At 29.6% G+C, this 18,330-nt stretch carries 17 protein-coding genes; 3 read left to right on the forward strand and 14 right to left on the reverse strand.

The window, feature by feature from the left end:
• Positions 1–5: 5 nt before the first annotated feature.
• Both H2684_RS03250 and H2684_RS03255 read right to left on the reverse strand, forming a co-directional pair.
• On the reverse strand, positions 6–764 hold the full coding sequence (locus tag H2684_RS03250; RefSeq protein ID WP_182087922.1) for an ABC transporter permease subunit: 759 nt from the start codon (positions 762–764) through the stop codon (positions 6–8).
• Positions 727–1,737: an ABC transporter substrate-binding protein gene (locus H2684_RS03255; RefSeq protein ID WP_182087923.1), complete on the reverse strand. Its 1,011-nt coding sequence runs from the start codon at positions 1,735–1,737 to the stop codon at positions 727–729. Before H2684_RS03255 ends, H2684_RS03250 begins: the two co-directional genes overlap by 38 nt.
• Before the next feature lie 486 nt (positions 1,738–2,223).
• Between H2684_RS03255 and H2684_RS03260 the strand changes: the two genes are divergently transcribed.
• From H2684_RS03260 to H2684_RS03270, 3 genes are read left to right on the forward strand one after another with little or no spacing between them, the layout of a single operon-like run.
• The gene (locus H2684_RS03260; protein ID WP_182087924.1) at positions 2,224–3,285 is read left to right on the forward strand and encodes an NDP-sugar synthase; all 1,062 of its coding nucleotides are present in this window, start codon (positions 2,224–2,226) and stop codon (positions 3,283–3,285) included.
• Between the two features lie 29 nt (positions 3,286–3,314).
• The gene (locus H2684_RS03265) at positions 3,315–4,475 is read left to right on the forward strand and encodes a glycosyltransferase family 4 protein (protein WP_182087925.1); all 1,161 of its coding nucleotides are present in this window, start codon (positions 3,315–3,317) and stop codon (positions 4,473–4,475) included.
• A 3-nt stretch (positions 4,476–4,478) separates the two neighbouring features.
• On the forward strand, positions 4,479–5,552 hold the full coding sequence (locus H2684_RS03270) for a glycosyltransferase (protein WP_182087926.1): 1,074 nt from the start codon (positions 4,479–4,481) through the stop codon (positions 5,550–5,552).
• 99 nt (positions 5,553–5,651) lie between these two features.
• Here the strand turns inward: H2684_RS03270 and H2684_RS03275 are convergent, their stop codons facing one another.
• From H2684_RS03275 to H2684_RS03330, 12 genes are all read right to left on the reverse strand, one after another.
• Complete coding sequence (locus H2684_RS03275; protein ID WP_182087927.1) at positions 5,652–6,743, reverse strand: glycerol dehydrogenase; 1,092 nt, start codon at positions 6,741–6,743, stop codon at positions 5,652–5,654.
• Between the two features lie 107 nt (positions 6,744–6,850).
• Positions 6,851–7,549, reverse strand: coding sequence for an SDR family NAD(P)-dependent oxidoreductase (locus tag H2684_RS03280; RefSeq protein ID WP_182087928.1), 699 nt, complete (start codon positions 7,547–7,549; stop codon positions 6,851–6,853).
• 66 nt (positions 7,550–7,615) lie between these two features.
• Positions 7,616–8,626, reverse strand: a complete 1,011-nt coding sequence (locus H2684_RS03285; RefSeq protein WP_182087929.1) for a spore photoproduct lyase family protein — start codon at positions 8,624–8,626, stop codon at positions 7,616–7,618.
• Positions 8,592–9,419 carry a hypothetical protein gene (locus H2684_RS03290; RefSeq protein ID WP_182087930.1) on the reverse strand — a complete coding sequence of 276 codons (828 nt, stop codon included), beginning with the start codon at positions 9,417–9,419 and terminating at the stop codon, positions 8,592–8,594. Before H2684_RS03290 ends, H2684_RS03285 begins: the two co-directional genes overlap by 35 nt.
• A gap of 115 nt (positions 9,420–9,534) precedes the next feature.
• Positions 9,535–9,684 carry a hypothetical protein gene (locus H2684_RS03295; protein WP_182087931.1) on the reverse strand — a complete coding sequence of 50 codons (150 nt, stop codon included), beginning with the start codon at positions 9,682–9,684 and terminating at the stop codon, positions 9,535–9,537.
• A 119-nt stretch (positions 9,685–9,803) separates the two neighbouring features.
• Complete coding sequence (gene preA / locus H2684_RS03300; protein ID WP_182087932.1) at positions 9,804–11,060, reverse strand: NAD-dependent dihydropyrimidine dehydrogenase subunit PreA; 1,257 nt, start codon at positions 11,058–11,060, stop codon at positions 9,804–9,806.
• A 3-nt stretch (positions 11,061–11,063) separates the two neighbouring features.
• On the reverse strand, positions 11,064–11,381 hold the full coding sequence (locus H2684_RS03305) for a hypothetical protein (protein WP_182087933.1): 318 nt from the start codon (positions 11,379–11,381) through the stop codon (positions 11,064–11,066).
• 25 nt (positions 11,382–11,406) lie between these two features.
• Complete coding sequence (gene hydA / locus H2684_RS03310; RefSeq protein WP_182087934.1) at positions 11,407–12,771, reverse strand: dihydropyrimidinase; 1,365 nt, start codon at positions 12,769–12,771, stop codon at positions 11,407–11,409.
• 54 nt (positions 12,772–12,825) lie between these two features.
• A complete protein-coding gene (locus H2684_RS03315; protein WP_182087935.1) occupies positions 12,826–14,313 on the reverse strand; it encodes an NCS1 family nucleobase:cation symporter-1 in 1,488 nt (495 codons plus the stop codon).
• Positions 14,314–14,393: 80 nt separating this feature from the next.
• A complete protein-coding gene (locus H2684_RS03320) occupies positions 14,394–15,620 on the reverse strand; it encodes a Zn-dependent hydrolase (RefSeq protein ID WP_182087936.1) in 1,227 nt (408 codons plus the stop codon).
• 15 nt (positions 15,621–15,635) lie between these two features.
• Positions 15,636–17,003: an aminotransferase class III-fold pyridoxal phosphate-dependent enzyme gene (locus H2684_RS03325; RefSeq protein ID WP_182087937.1), complete on the reverse strand. Its 1,368-nt coding sequence runs from the start codon at positions 17,001–17,003 to the stop codon at positions 15,636–15,638.
• Between the two features lie 30 nt (positions 17,004–17,033).
• The gene (locus H2684_RS03330) at positions 17,034–18,182 is read right to left on the reverse strand and encodes an iron-containing alcohol dehydrogenase (protein WP_182087938.1); all 1,149 of its coding nucleotides are present in this window, start codon (positions 18,180–18,182) and stop codon (positions 17,034–17,036) included.
• Positions 18,183–18,330 lie beyond the last annotated feature (148 nt).

Genomic DNA, 18,330 nt, shown 5'->3' on the forward strand with positions numbered 1-18,330 from the left:
CTTTATTAATACTTCTTTTTTAGCATATTGATAAAACATTTGAATAATCCTTCAAAGATAAAACTCAACAATATAACTACAACAGTCCATGCAAATAATTCTGATGTTTCAAGCATACTCTTATCATTAAGTATATTTATTCCTATAGAATACTTTGGTGTACTTAAAACTTCTGATGCAACTGAAACCTTCCACCCTATACCCATGCACATAAATATACCAGATATAATATAATTGCTTAATTGAGGGATATATATATCTTTCAATATGTATCTTTTTTTTACTTTGTAAAGCTTAGCCATCTGTATAAGATTTTCATCTACAGACTTTACTCCTTCAAGTACATTGGTATAAACTATTGGAAAACATATAAGTATTGCTGTAAATATTACCACATTAGAAGATGTAAACCAAACTAAAGCTATTATTATTATAGACATCACCGGTGTGGCCTTTATGCTTACAACTACAGGCTGTAAAAATTCTTCTATAAAACTTATAACACCTGCAAGTATACCAAGGCAAATTCCCAATACTATTGATATTGATACTCCTGATATTACCCTTATCAAAGTACCAAGGATACTTTTCCAAAAATACTCTTTTTTTATAAGAAATGAAAGAGATTTTACTACTTCAAATGGAGACGGCAATAAAATCCCATTCCCTATAATAATAGAAAAAACTTCCCATAATCCAATCCAAAATGCTATAATAGTTACTTTTCTAATTACTTTTACTTCCAGTGTAATAGAATTTTTCATCAGGTAATTTTCCCCCAATAGATTTTGGATCATCGCTAATTAACACATTATAAAAGTTATCTAATGACGTTTTGCCATCTTGTGCACTTATAAATACTATATTACATCTTGGTATTGCCATTTCGGCAATTTTGGAATTTGAAATTATACCATACTTTTCCACAAGCTTTGCTGCATCTTCTTTATTATTATTTACAAATTCTACAGATTTTTTATATTCTTCTAAAAACTTGTTAGCAGCCTCACTATTTTTATCTGCAAAATCTTTATTAAATATAATTGCTCCCATAATTAACTTACTTTTTCCCTTTGATGCAGTATTCCATTCTTCAGTTAGATTTAATTGGATATTTAAATCCTTGTCTTTGATTTTAGTAGTGGTTACAAATGGCTCTGGAAGTAGTGCTAAATTTACTTTCTTTGAAGCAACTGCTGCAGCAAGATCGCTATGTGTCATTTTATAATCAATAGTTACATCTTTTTCAGGATCTATTCCATTTTGTTTTAATATATAGTTTAAAGCAAACTCTGGAACAGAACCTTTACCACTAGAGTATATAGTTTTGCCTTTTAAATCACTTATATTATTAACTGAATTTCCATTTTCAACTACATACAATACTCCAAGTGTATTTATCGCAGCTAATTCTACATTACCTTTAGTTTTATTATATAAAACTGCTGCTAAATTTGAAGGCACTGCAGCTATATCGACATCACCTGCTACAATTTTTGACACAACTTGATCTGGAGAATCATATAGTGAAATATCATAATCTGATTTATTATCATTCATAAGTTTTACCATGCCTATTCCAGTAGGTCCTTTCAAAGTTGCAACTTTAATTTTAGTTTCAGACTGTTTGCTATTTGAATCTACTTTAGAATTACTACTATTTGAACATCCTGCTGCAAATAGCATAGAAATAATAACAATGAATCCAGTTAAAAAAACACTTAATTTTCTTTTCATAAATTTCCTCCTCTATTATAACTTAGTAAAATTTAAAATTAAATTCACTATTTAACACAAATATTATTATATATCAATTAACTAGTTATTTCTAATTATTTTATCTTTTTACTATATATTTTTAATATTATTTTTATTTTATTCCATAATTTATCAAATACTTGACATCATAATATCTATGCAGTAGAATATCATTATCAGCAGACATCATTATAGAGTGCTAATTATCAGTATAATGCATCAATTTAAAATACAATTTAGATTTCACTTCTAGACTGATATTATACTAAACGAGTTTGATATCTAGCTATTTATCTTAAAATTTTCTATTTTACTAAAATTTTTAATTATAATCTAAATATCTTCATACTTTATATGTAAAAATTAATAATAATATTAAATTACTTTATTTTGTATATTTATATTTATTTTTATATATTTATTTGTCATATAAAAAATTATATTTTTATACAAGGGGGAATTTCAATGAAAGCATTACTTTTAGCTGGTGGCAAAGGTACTAGACTTCGACCTTTGACTGACAATCTTCCAAAACCTATGGTTCCAATAATGGGTACACCTCTTCTTGAACGAACCATAAACAAATTAAAAAAATATGGAATAAACGAAGTTATACTAAGTACATGCTATAAACCTCAATATATAAAAAACTATATAGGAAATGGGGAAAAATTAGGTGTAAAAGTAAAATATATATCAGAAGATTTGCCTCTTGGAACTGGAGGTGCAATAAAAAATTCTGAAAAATTCTTTGATGACACATTTTTAATTTTAAATTCAGATATAATTTCAAACATACCTTATGATGATTTTATAAATTATCATAAAAAGAAACATGCTAAGGTATCTATAGCAATGACAGAAGTTAAAGATCCTTCACAATATGGTGTAATAGAATTTGACAAAGATAACTATATAAGCGCATTTAAAGAAAAGCCAAAAATAGGTGAAACAAATTCAAAATGGATAAATGCAGGTATATACATTTTTGAACCAGAAGTATTAAATGAAATACCTAAAAATGAAATTGTATCTATAGAAAAAGATACTTATCCACGTCTCTTAAGAAAGGGCTATAAAATGGCAGCATATAAGTATTCAGATTATTGGATTGATATAGGAACAATAAAAAAATATGTTAAAGCCAATACAGACACATTATTAGATTATTATAAAACTATGTCAAAAGATAAAAAATCTTTCAACATAAATAATCTTATAATAAATGGTAAAAATATAAGTATAAGTTCAAGTTCACATATAGTAGGCCCTGTGTTTATAGGAAATAATGTAGTTATAAAGGACAATTGTAAGATAGGTCCTTATACAATTATAGGAAATGGAACTTCTATAGATTCTAACTGCAATGTTTATAAAAGTATATTATGGGATAATGTAACTATAGGTAGAAACACTACATTGAAAAACACCATAATTACGTCAAATTATAAAATAAAGCCATATTGCAACATTGAAAATAAAGCTTGTTCAACAAATGATTACAACAGTGATTTACTTGCAATATAATTTTTAAACATATTAGAGGAGTGATTCAAATGGGTAAAAACGTAGTATTTTTGAGCACATATCCACCTAGAGAATGTGGAATAGCAACATTTACAGAAGATTTAGTTAAAAATTTAAAAGTTGGCTATCCTTTAAATTCATACAAAATAATAGCTATAAATAATAAAGAGTATAATTACGGAAATGAAGTACTTTTCACTTTAAATCAGTTTGAAAAAAGTGATTATAAAAAACTAGCAGAAAAGATAAATAATTCAAATGTAGATCTCGTAGTAATAGAACATGAATATGGAATATATGGTGGAAATCAAGGTGAATATGTACTTGACTTCATAGATAATCTTAAAATTCCATTTGTAACTACCTTGCACACTATCTTATCAAAACCTGACCAAAAGCAAAAATCAATAATTCATAATTTAGGAATGAAAAGTGAAAAAATAATAATAATGTCTCAAAATTCATCACAAATACTGAGCAATGCATATAATATACCTTCTTCAAAAATTCACGTTATACATCATGGTGTACCCGATATTGCTGTAGATAGTAGAAAAAACCTCAAAGAAAAATTTGGATATGAAAATAGATGTATTATAAGTACTTTCGGTCTTTTAAGTCCAGGCAAGGGAATTGAATATGCAATAGAAGCTATTGCAAAGGTTGCAGTAAAACATCCAGAGGTTCTTTATCTAATTCTTGGTAAAACTCATCCTTGTGTAAAAAGTGAACATGGAGAGAGTTACAGAGATAGTTTAAAAAATAAAGTAAAAGACCTTGGTATAGAGGATAATGTAAGTTTTGTAAACAAGTATCTTACAAAAAGAGAAATAGTAGATTATTTAGCTTTATCAGATATATACATGACTCCTTATTTAGGAGAAGAACAATATGTAAGTGGTACTCTTGCTTATGCTGCTGGTTATGGAAAAGCCATAGTATCAACTCCTTATAGATATGCACTTGAAATATTAAAAAATAAAAAAGGATTACTTGCAGAATTTAAAAATGCAGATTCACTTTACAAATCAATTGAATTTTTACTTGACAATCCAGATCAAAAGTCAATGATCGAGAAAAAAATAACAGCTTTTGGAGAAAATATGAGATGGCCTAAAATAGCAGAAAAATATGAGGATCTATTTTCACTAGTCATTAAAAACAATAAATATAATATGCAGGTGATATAATATATGTTTACTGAATCAGATTCCTACCCAATATTCATACTTACAGATGATACTGGAATGATACAGCATAGTAACTTTGCTGTACCAGATCCAAAATCCGGATATACTACTGATGACAATGCAAGAGCATTAATAGCAAGTATTCTTCTATATGAAAAGTATAGAACTAATAAATACTTAAATTTGATATTAAGGTATCTTTCATTTTTAACATATGCACAGAATAAAAATGGTGGCTTTAGAAATTTCATGGATTATGATAGACATTTTCTAGAAGAAAATGGATCAGAGGATTGCTTTGGAAGATGCCTCTGGTGTCTTGGATTTACAATAAACTCAAATTATATTGATGAAAATATAAAATATTCCGCATTCAAACTTATAAAAAATGCTCTAAATAATATAGGTACATTAACTTCTATAAGAGGAAAATCATATTCTTTAATAGGATTATGTCTAATTTACAATTCCCTATGTAAAACAAATATAAATCAATCTACATCCAGTAAAAACAAATTGATATCAATTAAAGAAACTATAAAAAAATATATAATTGAAATCTCTAATTGGTTAGTAGAAAATTTTTTAAATAATTCAGATGATTCTTGGAAATGGTTTGAAGATAAATTAACTTATGCTAATTCCATAATACCTCTTAGTCTATTTAGAAGTTACGGTATAACGGGTAAAAAGGATTATTATTCAATTGCTATAAATTCTTTAAAATTTTTAGATAAAATTTACTTTAAAGATGGTTTCTTTAAACCAATAGGATGCAAAGGTTGGTATAAAAAAGGGGATCCTTACCCTGCAAAATTTGATGAACAACCTATTGAAGCCTGTGGAAGTGCCATTTTATATAAAGAAGCTTATAATTTAACAAAAGACACCTTTTATAAAGAGAGAGCATTATTATGCTATGAATGGTTTACTGGAAATAATTCTATAAATAAGCCAATTATAAACAAACTCACGAACAGCTGTTATGATGGAATAACAGAATCTAAAATAAACTTAAATTCAGGTGCTGAAAGCATACTTGCAAAAATAATTACTCAGCTTATAATTGAAATTTAACTTTTAATGAATTGTTAAAATTAAAGACAAGCTATTGATGGCTTGCAATACAAATTAAATTTGCACTGCAAGCCATCAATAGCTTAAAATAAAATTTATCTACTTATACATCCTTCCTATTTTATCTGCTGAAAGTATGGCAGCATACACATCTTCTTTTGTAACATCAAATGGCATATTGTGAATTGTTTCTCCTTCAGCACAAGAAGTTTCAGCAGCTTTCATAATCATTGAATTATCTATTTTTTCTATTCCAAGATCAGCTAAAGTTATTGGAAGCCCAACTTGCTTACAGAAATTTATAACTGTTTCTATTTCATCCATAGGACTATTTTCAAGTACTAATTGAACAAGTGTACCAAAAGCCACTTTTTCACCATGATATAAATGATGGCATTCTTTAATAACTGTAAGTCCATTGTGAATTGCATGTGCTGCTGCAAGCCCACTGCTTTCAAATCCAACTCCACTCAAATAAGTATTTGCTTCTATTACATTTTCAAGAGCCTCTGTAGAAACTTTATTAGATGCTGCTATTTTAGCCTTAAGTCCATCTTTAAGTAGTGTGTCATAGCATATTCTTGATAGTCCAAATGCAGCCTTTGTAGGTTTAGCACCTGCCATTGTAAGAGCTCCAGACTTTACACAAGCCCTTGCTTCAAAGTATGTTGCAAGTGCATCTCCCATTCCTGATACAAGTAATCTTACTGGAGCCTTTGCAACTATATCTGAATCCACTAACACAATATCTGGGTTTTTAGGAAGTACTAAATATTCACTAAAAACACCTGCATCAGTATAAATTACAGAAAGTGCACTACAAGGTGCATCTGTTGCTGCTATAGTTGGAACTATTACTACTGGAACATCGACAAAATAAGCAACAGCTTTTGCCGTATCAAATATCTTTCCACCACCCATTCCAATAATCACATTACTGTCACTTTCTTTAAAACGTTTACAAATTCTATCTATCTCACCTTTTGTACACTCACCATTGAACTTCTCAAAAGTCAATTTACAATTTAAATTCTTAAAACTTTCCTTTATCACATCGCCGCTTCTTTTTATTCCATTTTCACTTGCTATTACGAAAAAACTGTTTCCCAAACTTTTAACGTAAGAACTTATCTTCTTCAGCTCTCCATTTCCTTGTATATATTTTCCAGTAGAAATAATAATTCTTGACATTTTAATCTCCCCTTTATCTCAAATTAATATTTAATAAATCGATTACATTATCATGTTAATTATATCACAAAATATTTTAGAATTAAAGAAATATATTCTTATGATCTTTATTTTCTTTTTATCCTATGTTTTTGAGGTTTTATGCTAATATCAGTTATTACCACATTATCCCTTTGAGTTATTATTGACCTTACTACATCTGCTACAGTATCTGGACTTATATAAAAATCAAGGCTACTATCATCTTCACTAAAATTAGCATTTCTATAAAAATTTGATTTTGTCATATCCGGATGTACAGAAACAACCTTCACTCCAGTTTTCCTAACTTCTGCAAAAAGACTTTCTCCAAAGTGAGTTATTCCTGCCTTTGTTGCTGAGTATGCACAACCATATGTACTTATTTCTTTTGCAGTAATTGAAGATATATTAACTATCATGCCTTTGCTCTTTTTCAAATCCCTCAGCAAAATATTTGAAAGCACCATTGGAACTTCCAAATTAGTTGAAACCATGTGATGTATTTTTTTGGGATTTAATTCTTCGTGAGGTCCAAAATATCCTACACCTGCGTTATTTACTAGGAGATTTATCTCATTATTTTCCTTTTTTATCCTATGTATGATTTTACACAATTTATCTATATCCTCAACATCACAAATTTCCTCTATGAAATTTTCATCTTCTATATCAGCTTTTGAAAAATTTCTTCCAAAACCATATACTTTATAATCAATAGCTAACAATTGCTTTGAAATTTCAAGTCCTATTCCTGAAGATGCTCCTGTTACAATTGCTGTTTTCATATGTTAATCACCTGCCAATTTTATTATAGGTCATAATTTTACTATAGACTTTTTTCTTAAGATAATCTATATAAATATACTTTCCTCTTTTACATATTTAGCTAAAATATTGTATGCAAAATTCATCATAGCTTCATTATGTTCTTTTGAATATGTAAATACTCCTTCTTTGTTGCAAAAAGGATAAGCTAGTATCTTAGACCTTGGGTTTAACTTCTTCATTTTCTTAAAGTAATCCTTTGAAACTCTAAATGTACCAACACTAACATCTTCAATTTCAGTTGGTGAAATCACCTTAAAAGTATCCTCTATACATTTTCTATAATGCTCTTTCCAATTTTTAATATATAAAATTGGATCAAAACACAATCTAACTTTCCACCCATTAGAAATGGCAGATTTTGCACTTTTCAATCTTGAATATAAATTAGGAGTGTTTACTTCGTATTTATTAACTACATATTCAGGTGAAAATGTCCATGCAAGTATAACATTTTCAGTAGGATTTAAATTTTCTATAGATTTAAAATTTGCACTTTTTGTCCTTATTTCTATACTTAAATTTTTATGCTTTCTTGCAAAATCTATCCACTTTCTAGCAAATCCAGTTATATTCTCAAAAGCTAAAATATCTGTATCATAAGATATACATATATATGCAGAATGTTTTTCTAAAATATGTGTCACTTCATTCAATACATCATCAAGATTTACAAATACAACTACATTTGCAGAAGGATACATACCTTGAAGATAGCAGTATTCACAGTTATATATACAATTCATAATTGAAGAAGTGTAGTAAAAATATTCATTTCCAAAACTCTCACATACTTTAGCTCCTTTATAAATCAAACCATTTTCTTTAACTGCAAGTATTAAATTTGGTGACTTTTTTTGCAACAAGAAGTCTTGATTTTTTCTATTAAATACATCTTTATAATGATTTATTGGAATAATTTTAGAATTTTTAAAATTTGAAAGTATCTTCTTAGTATTTTCATTTTTAAATGCTCTATTTTCTACATATATATGAGAAAAACTACACTGTTTCAAGTTGTCTTTTAAGCTGTTCAAAATATATCTTCCCTTCCTGTTTTGAAGTACAATAAATTTGGGTAAAAGGCTCAAGTGCAAGAATTAAATTTTCATTCATAATTTTATAATTCTCAGCTAATTTTCTCAATTCATGTTGCATAGTTACAGATAATTTAAAATTATTTACTATTTCATTTATATAATCCATATCCTTTTCTTCCAAAATATCTTTTGGTTTAGAAGTTTTATCTCTTATAGAAACAATCCAATTACTTATTTTATCTATATTAATCTTAATTAAATGACTAACATCATATCTTGTAACTTTTTCATTATTTAAGTAATCAGAAACAACTTTTATACAAAATATTCTATGTGGTGGCATAAATATTGATACAGATTGAAAAAAAGCTGCTCCTTCCATATCCACAAAGCTTCCTTTAATATTACATTTATCTTTAACTGGTGCATCAAAGCTTTCAAGACATCCTTCCTCAAAAGGATGACTATAAAGCAAATCAGGGTAAAATTCTCTGCCAGTCCCATTATCTATTATTTTATTCATCAATATAGCACTTCCTATGTCTACACTTCTATCTACACTTCCACAAATGCCTATATTTATAAAAGTATCGTATTTATTAGCATCAAACTTGCTAATTAAATATGTACAGGCACATGCTGTATTTATAGCTCCAGTTCCAGTAATTATAAGCACAATATCTTCATTTTTAAATACTTGAAATTTATTTATAGTGTTATCTTTTTTCAAAGAGAATCTATCTATAAAGCTTTTTGCTTCATAATATAGCGCTGTTGATAAAAAAATCATCTTATTTTGTCCCTCCTACTAATTGCAATAATTCTATTATACACTAAATAAAAATACTTTTTCTATAAATTTAAAACCATACTAAGGGCTTATCACATTAGCATAAAAAAATTTGCTAACACAACAGCGTTTTCAGTTCTCCACATTCAGCAACTAATACTTCTCCAATTTCATAAAGAAAATTTATCATTTCAACCATAATTTTTTCTGAGCAAGGAGCAAAATGAAAACTTCGAAATCTTATAAACTTAAAATGATATGGCACTGGTAAACCTTCTAATTTGACGAGTCATAGCATGATTCTATAAATCTTTCACTCTTTCGAGTTGGAGATTTACTTTTATGCAAAAAACTGTCACACTAATTTTTAGTGCGACAGACTCATTATTTTTTATTATAGATAAAATTATTAGCTTCATTAAAGTATTTTTTTACTTTATCCTCTTTCTCCCCATATACTATATCATTTACAGGACATATATTTACACATAGATGACATCCAACACACTTATCCTTTAAAAGAATTGGCTTTCTATTTTTATTATCCCATTTTATTGCCTGATGTCCACCATCATAACAAGATATATAGCATCTTCCACAACCTACACAGTTGTAATCCTGAAATTTAGGATATATTATATAAGATCTATCAAGCTTTTCTGCAGATATAATATTCTTAATTGCAATTCCAACCATATCATGTAATTTTTCAAATCCCATCTTCTTCATATAATTTGATAGTCCATCTTTTAAATCATTTATTATCCTATATCCATATTGCATAACTGCTGTGGTAATTTGTATATTAGAAGCTCCCATAAGTATAAATTCTACTGCATCTTGCCATGTTTCTATTCCTCCCATCCCACTTATTGGAATATTTTTTAATTTAGGACTACTTGCCAAATCATATATAAATCTAAGTGCTATAGGCTTTATTGCCTTTCCAGAGTATCCAGAAACTGATGACCTTCCATTTACTATAGGATACGGACAAAATTTTTCAAGATCAACTCTTGTTATACTTTTTATTGTATTAATAGCCGCTATAGAATTTGCCCCTCCATGTATTGATGCTTCTGCTGGTACTACCATATCTGTAATATTAGGTGTCATTTTAGCAATTATAGGTAAACTAGTTCCTCTCCTTACAGCCTTACAATATTTTTCTACAAGTTGAGGATTTTGACCCACATCTGATCCCATACAATCCGATGCCATTTGTGGACAAGAGAAATTACATTCAATCATATCACAACCTACTTCTGTCACCATTTTTGCTAATTCAGTCCATTCTTCTTCAGTTTGTCCCATAATTGAAGCAACAAGAACTTTTCTTGGATATCTTTCTTTCAATTTTTTCATATACTTGAGGTTTTCTTCTAAAGGATGTTCTGAAATTTGCTCTAGATTCCTAAACCCTATAAAAGGTGTATTCTCTTTTCCTATTACATCAAATCGTGGAGACACTTCATCAGATACATAAAATCCAATAGTCTTAAATACAATTCCCCCCCAACCCATTTCAAATGCTTTAGAGCACATTTCATAATTACTTCCAACTACCGAAGATGATAAAAAGAATGGATTCTCACACTTTATACCACAGAAATCTATAGAAATATCTTCAGAATCATTCATATATCAAACCTCCTCTAATAACTTCCCATTACATAAAATTTCCTGAACTATTCTTAATTGTATGGGTCTGTCAATTTTACCTCTTACACAATTTCTTTGGCAGTACATCACATTATTACATGCTTCACTGCAATGCCCTTTATTTCTTAAATTTTCACTTGATTTTAAAAAAGCTCGTTTATAATTTTTAAATCTCAAAGACATTATAATAGATGCGGGATCTTTTTCTGCAGGACACATTTTACTGCAAGGTGGATCATAACATAAAAGACACCTTGTGGATTCCTCTATTAATTTATTAAATCTCATATTATTTACCATATTAGATGCCTCCTAAAAATCAATATTAATTTCGCTTTCTCTTTATAAACTTTCCCCATCCTGGTTCTCCAATAAATTTTCCATCTTTAAATACCAATTTCCCTCTCGAAAATGTCATTACAGGATATCCTTTAAGTTTAACTCCTTCCCATATTGTATAATCTACATCAGAATGCATATTATCTTTTGATATTGTAAAATCCTTTTTTGGATCATATATAACTATATCCGCATCTCCTCCTATTACAATACTTCCTTTCTGTGGTGCACAACCATATATCTTGGCAGGATTTGAAGAACAAAGTTCAACCACTTTATTAAATGAGATTCTACCTTTATTTGCCTCACTAAGCATATAAGGATACATATTTTCTATTCCCATACACCCATTAGGAATCTTTGTAAAATCATCTTTTCCCCAGTCTTTTTCATAAGATTGAAAAGGACAATGATCTGTAGCAATAGTAGAAATATCTCCGCTTTTTATTCCATTCCACAATGCTTTTTGACTTTCAATTCCTTTCATTGGTGGTGAACACACAAAATTTCTTCCATCTTTTCTTTTAAAAACTTCATTTGTAAAATACAAATACTGTGGACAAGTTTCTGCATATATTTCATAGCCTTCATCTCTTGCTTTTTTGACTTCTTCCATACCTTCTTTATTTGCAAGATGCACTATATAAAGTGGTGAATTTAATTCCTTAGCCCAATGTATTGCCCTTTTATCAGCTTCAGCTTCTACAAATTCTGGTCTAGAAAGATAATGATACCATGCAGATGTTTTCCCTTCATGTAAAAATTTTTCAGTTCTTATATCTATAAGATCAGGATTTTCGGCATGAACAGCTATTATAGCACCAACCTCTTTAGACTTTTTCAATACTTTATACAGTAAACCATCATCTGCCATCAATCCCTCTTTTTTATATACCATATACACTTTGAAACTAGGTACACCATAATCTACAGCTTCTTTAAATTCATCTAAGACTTCATCTCTTAAGTCAGATATTACAACATGAAATGCATAATCTACACAAGCTTGAGGGGCACATAACTCATCTCTTTCTTTAACTGTCTGTATAATTCCATGACCTTTTTGTTGAAGTGCAAAATCAAATACAGTAGTAGTTCCTCCACAGGCTGCTGCTCTCGTTCCTGCTTCATAACTATCCGCAGATATAGTCCCACCAAAAGGCATTTGAAGATGTGTGTGCCCATCTATAGCTCCAGGAAGTACATACTTTCCCTGTGCATCAATAATTTTCGCATTGTTATCAGTTAATTTTGAAGAAATAGCTGTAATTTTACCATTTTCTATACCTATATCAGCTTTATAAGTGTCTAAAGCTGTTATTACTATTCCATTTTTTATAATTGTATCCAAGTAAAACACTCCTTTATAATCTAAATTTTTTATTATACACAATATTCAGTATATTTATTTTTCTAAGTTTTCAACTTTACTTTTATCTTCCATTGAAGATATGTTTATCAAATAATATATTACAAATGACACTCCAAAACCTACAAACCATGCATAATTAGATAATATATTCAAGCTTGGAATTATTTTTCCTATAAGTGCCGCAACTATTCCTACAGCAAGTGAAATCATTGCTTTTGGATTAAATCCTTTATTATAGGTATATACCCCATTTAATAAGTATAATTCTCTGAGATTTATATTCTTTTTTCTTATAATCCAATAGTCACATATAATTATTGCAGCAATAGGTCCAAGTATCCCTGAATAAGTATCAAGCCATACATATACATAACCACTAGGATCTGCTAAAAGTTTCCATGGCATTATAAGTATCCCTATAATTCCAGTTATAAGTCCTCCAGTTTTAAAACTTATATGTTTTGGAGATAAATTTGAGAAATCATTTGCTGGAGAAACTATATTTGCAGCTATATTAACAGAAAGTGATGCAACTACTATACCAAAGAATCCAATTAAAATTGCAAATGGATTATTGAATTTTGATATTATGTCTACTGGACTCCACATACTTTTACCATATATAACCACTGTGGCAGATGTTATTATTATTCCCATTGCAGAAAATATAGTCATAGTTAATGGAAGTCCAATAGATTGTCCTATTAACTGCTCCTTTTGTCCTTTTGCATATCTTGTAAAATCTGGTATATTTAAAGATAATGTTGCCCAATACCCTACCATACTTGTAAGTGCAGCCGGAAAAACTGACATAAAATCATTGAAAGTATTAAGTTTCCCAGTTTCACTTAATAAAGGTCCAAATCCATGTGCAGATTTCACAGCCCATATCATTAAAATAAATGTTAATACCATTACCATTGGGGCTGCCCAATTTTCAAATTTTTTGAGTTCTTCCATGCCTCTAAATATAATAAACATTTCAAGTGACCAAAATATCATAAAAGTTATTCCCATAGGAACACTAAGTCCAGCTATCTCAAAGTTCCCCCCTATTGTATTCCATCTAGGAATAATAGCAGAAAATAATACATTTAATGCACTTCCACCTATATAGGTATTTATCCCAAACCAACCACATGCAACAACAGCTCTGAGTAGTGCAGGTATATTTGCCCCAAGCACTCCAAAAGATACTCTTGAAAATACAGGAAAGTTAATACCATATTTAGCACCTGGATGAGCATTCAACAAAATTGGTATTAAAACTATTAAGTTACCAAGTGTAATAGTAAATAAGGCTTGTTTCCAATTCATACCTAATGATATCAAACTCGATGCAAGCATATATGTTGGTATACAGTGTGCCATTCCAACCCATAGTGCAGTAAAATTATAAGTATTCCACGTTCTTCCGTTTATAGGTATTGGAGCATTATCACTATTATATAATTTACTTTGTAGAATATCTTCATCGATATTATCTAATTCACATATATCTTTTTGTACTGGTTCTTCCATAAATAATCCCTTCTTTCACTAATTTTTATTAAAATCCGCAATTCAGTGTTTATGAGAATCACGGATTTTATTTACTTCTACTACTTTTTATCAATAGCTAATATAGTTTGAAGAACCACATTAGCTCCTTTAAGGCAATTATCAAGCGGAGTATTTTCTATTTCACAATGGCTATGTCCTCCAATGCTTGGAACAAATATCATAGTTGTAGGAAGCATATCTGCAACAAATTGAGCATCATGTCCTGGACCACTATACATTCTCATATTGGAATATCCATAATGATTTGCACCTTTTTCAACTAAGTCAACTAATTCTTTATTAAAGCTTATAGTTTTACGAGACCATAATTCCCTGTAACTAACTTTACACTTTGCAAGTTCCTTAGGAATATTCTTAATAATTTCAACTACTTGCTTTATAACTTCCGGATCTTGATGTCTGGCATCTAAAGTAAATTTAACATCATCTGGTATGATAGTGTGTATATTTGGTGAACAATTAATTCTACCAGTAGTATAAACTAGTTTATCATCAAGTTTATCAAGCTCTCTATGCAAATATTGTATAGCCTCACAAGCTGCTAGAAGTGCATCTTTTCTCATTTTTTGAGGAACAGTTCCTGCATGACCTGCTTGTCCTATAAATTCAAATTCATAATTTACCATTCCAACAACACCTTCTACAACACCAATATCTTTCTTTTCATTTTCAAGAACAGGTCCTTGCTCAACATGTAACTCCACAAATGCCATATAATCTTTAGGATTTATCCTATTATTTTCACTTCCTTTATATCCACTTGCATCTAAAGCTTCTCCAAATGTTATGCCTTCTGTGTCTTTTGACTGTAACATTTTTTCCTTATCAAATTTACCTGTAATAACACCTGATGACATCATTGCAGGATCAAAACGAGCACCTTCTTCATTGGTCCAAATCATAACTGTAATTGGGTGACGGTGTGGAATTTTTTCTGTAACTATAGTTTCAATTGCTTCCATTGCTGTCATTACACCTAAAATACCATCATAATTTCCACCTTGTACTACTGAATCGCAATGTGATCCCATTGCAATACGAGGAAGATTTTCTGATCCTTCAAATGTTGCATAAATATTTGCCATATCATCTAATTCAATTTGTGCTCCAAGTTTTTTCATTCTTTTACAGAATTCATCCCTTGCCTGAATATCAGGTTTTGCTAAAGAAAGTCTTGTTATACCTCCTCTGCCAGTATCTCCAAATTTACTGAATGTAACAATCTTATCTTTCATTCTCTCCTTATCACAACTTACATTTTTCATTTTAATACACCCTTTCTATTTTTTTAATTTTTCTACATATTCATCAATTGAATACATTACCTCATCTAAAATATTCATAGCTTCTTCTAGTTCTTCTTTAGTTATAATAAGTGGCGGAGCTACCATAATACAACTTTCATGTGAATAAGTTGAAAATCCTTTTTTTCTTAGCATAGCTATAATTTTAGGCATCACCCCATTTGGATCTTTTCCATAAGGTACAAGTGGTTCTTTAGTTTTTCTGTCCTTAACTAGTTCTATTGCTGAAAATAATCCTATATATCTAACATCTCCTATACTAGAATGCTTTTCTTTTATTTTCTCTAAATACTGCCCTAATACAATTCCCATATTTTTAGAATTTTCTATTAAATTTTCTTCTTCATATACTTCTAAAGTTGCACACCCTGCAGCACAGGCAAGTGGATGTGCATTATAGGTAAGTCCACACATAAGTACATTATTATCAAAATATTCTGCTATTTTTTTATCTACTAAAACACCCCCAAGAGGAACATAACCGCAAGTAATCCCCTTTGCAAATGTAATTATATCTGGTTTTACATTCCAATTATCACATGCAAACCATTCTCCTGTTCTTCCCCATCCTGCCATAACTTCATCACATACCATAACTATTCCAAATTCATCACATAATTTTCTTATTCCCTGAAGATATCCTTTAGGTGGAATAATAACACCATTACTTCCTGTTATAGTTTCAATAACAATAGCTGCGATGCTATCTGTGCCTTCATATATTAATTGTTCTCTTAATTTCCCAAGGTAAAATTCAGAAGCTTTTTCCTCACTTTCAAATTTTATATTTTCCCTATAAACATAGGGATCGAAAAATTTCACAAATCCTGGTATACCAGGTTCACAAGTATATCTTCTTGGTTCTCCACTTAGATTTGCTGCTCCAAAACTTGCCCCATGATAAGATCTATATCTGGAAAATATTTTAAATCTTCCTGTATACATCTTTGCTATTTTTATAGCATTTTCATTTGCATCTGCCCCTCCTAATGTAAAAAATACCTTCCCCATGTTATCTGGAGCTTTTTCTATTACTTTAGCAGCTAATTTTGCTCTTACATCAACTGCATATGCAGGTCCCATAAATGGCATCTTTTCAGCTTGAGTTTTAATTGCATCTATTACCTTTTTATTTCCATGACCTATATTTGCATTTACAAGTTGAGAAGACATGTCCATATATCTATTTCCGTTGCTGTCCCAAAAATAAATTCCCTCGGCTTTTGTAATAACAAGTGGATCAAGTGTTTTTTGTGCACTCCATGAATGCATATTATATTTTTTATCATATTTTTTTATATTTTCTACACCCATTTCCAATTCTTTGTTTTGCACCGTATCCATTATTATCCTCCTTAAAACATAAGTAAAATTTTAGTATATATTTTTATATATTTCTACAATATTTTCTATTGTAGGTATTCTTGGATTAAGTGAAGTTGTTCTACTTTTCATTGCATCTTGTGCCATATTTATAAAAGTATTTTTATCCACTCCAAGGTCTTTTAATCTAGTAGGAAGTCCAGTTTCTAAAAATATATTTTTCACAACATCTATAGCCAAATAACTAGCTTCTCGCACAGACTTGCCAGATACAACTTCACCCATAGCCATTGCCATAGTTCTAAACTTTTCTGCACATGCTGCCCTATTGAATTTCATAACTTCCGGAAGCAATAGTGCATTTGCAAGCCCATGTGGAATACCATAATAGGCTCCAAGAGGTCTAGACATGGAATGAACAAGTGCAGTAGATGAATTACTAAAAGCAAGTCCAGCATACATTTGTCCAATCATCATATTTTTTCTTACAGCTATATCATCTCCTTTTAACACTGCCTTAGGAAGATTACTACTTATCATTTTTATAGCTTTTATAGCATATACATCTGACATAGGCTGAGATGCCTTAGATATATATGCTTCTATAGCATGCGTAAATGCATCCATTCCAGTTGCAGCTGTAACCTTTGGCGGCATTGTCAAAGTTAATTCTGGATCAACAATTGCAACTTTTGGAATAAGTAAATCACTTGAAATTAACATTTTAATTTTTCTTTTTTTATCTGTTATTATTGAAAACTTACTTACTTCACTACCTGTGCCTGCTGTAGTCGGAACAGCTATTATAGGCAATATATCTTTTTGTGGATGTTTACTTTCATATTCAACAATATCCCCACCATTTGTAACTACCATACTTATGGCTTTAGATGCATCTAATACACTTCCACCTCCAATTGCTATTACCGAATCTATATTATTTTCTTTTGCAATCTTTACTCCAAATCTTATTGTATCTGCATCTGGATCAGATTCTATTTTATCAAAAACTACATAATCCAATTTTTTTTCTTTCAAGCTATATATTATTTTATCTAAAGCTCCTGACTTTTTAGATGAGCTTTTTCCTGTAATCACCATAATTTTTTTGCCAAATTTTTCAGTTGCTCTTCCAATCACACTTAATGAACCTTCTCCATAAATTATATTTCTAGGACTTTGAAATATAGAATACTGCAAAATCATCACCTCCATTTAAATTGAATTTTGGACTATATTATATATATTTATCAATTATGCCATTAATTAATTAATAAATCATCAATTAACATATATACAATTTATCATATTATCAAGAAAAATAATATATCCACAGTGTACAAATTTT

The organism is Clostridium sp. cel8, from assembly GCF_014050525.1.
GTDB lineage: Bacteria > Bacillota > Clostridia > Clostridiales > Clostridiaceae > Clostridium_B.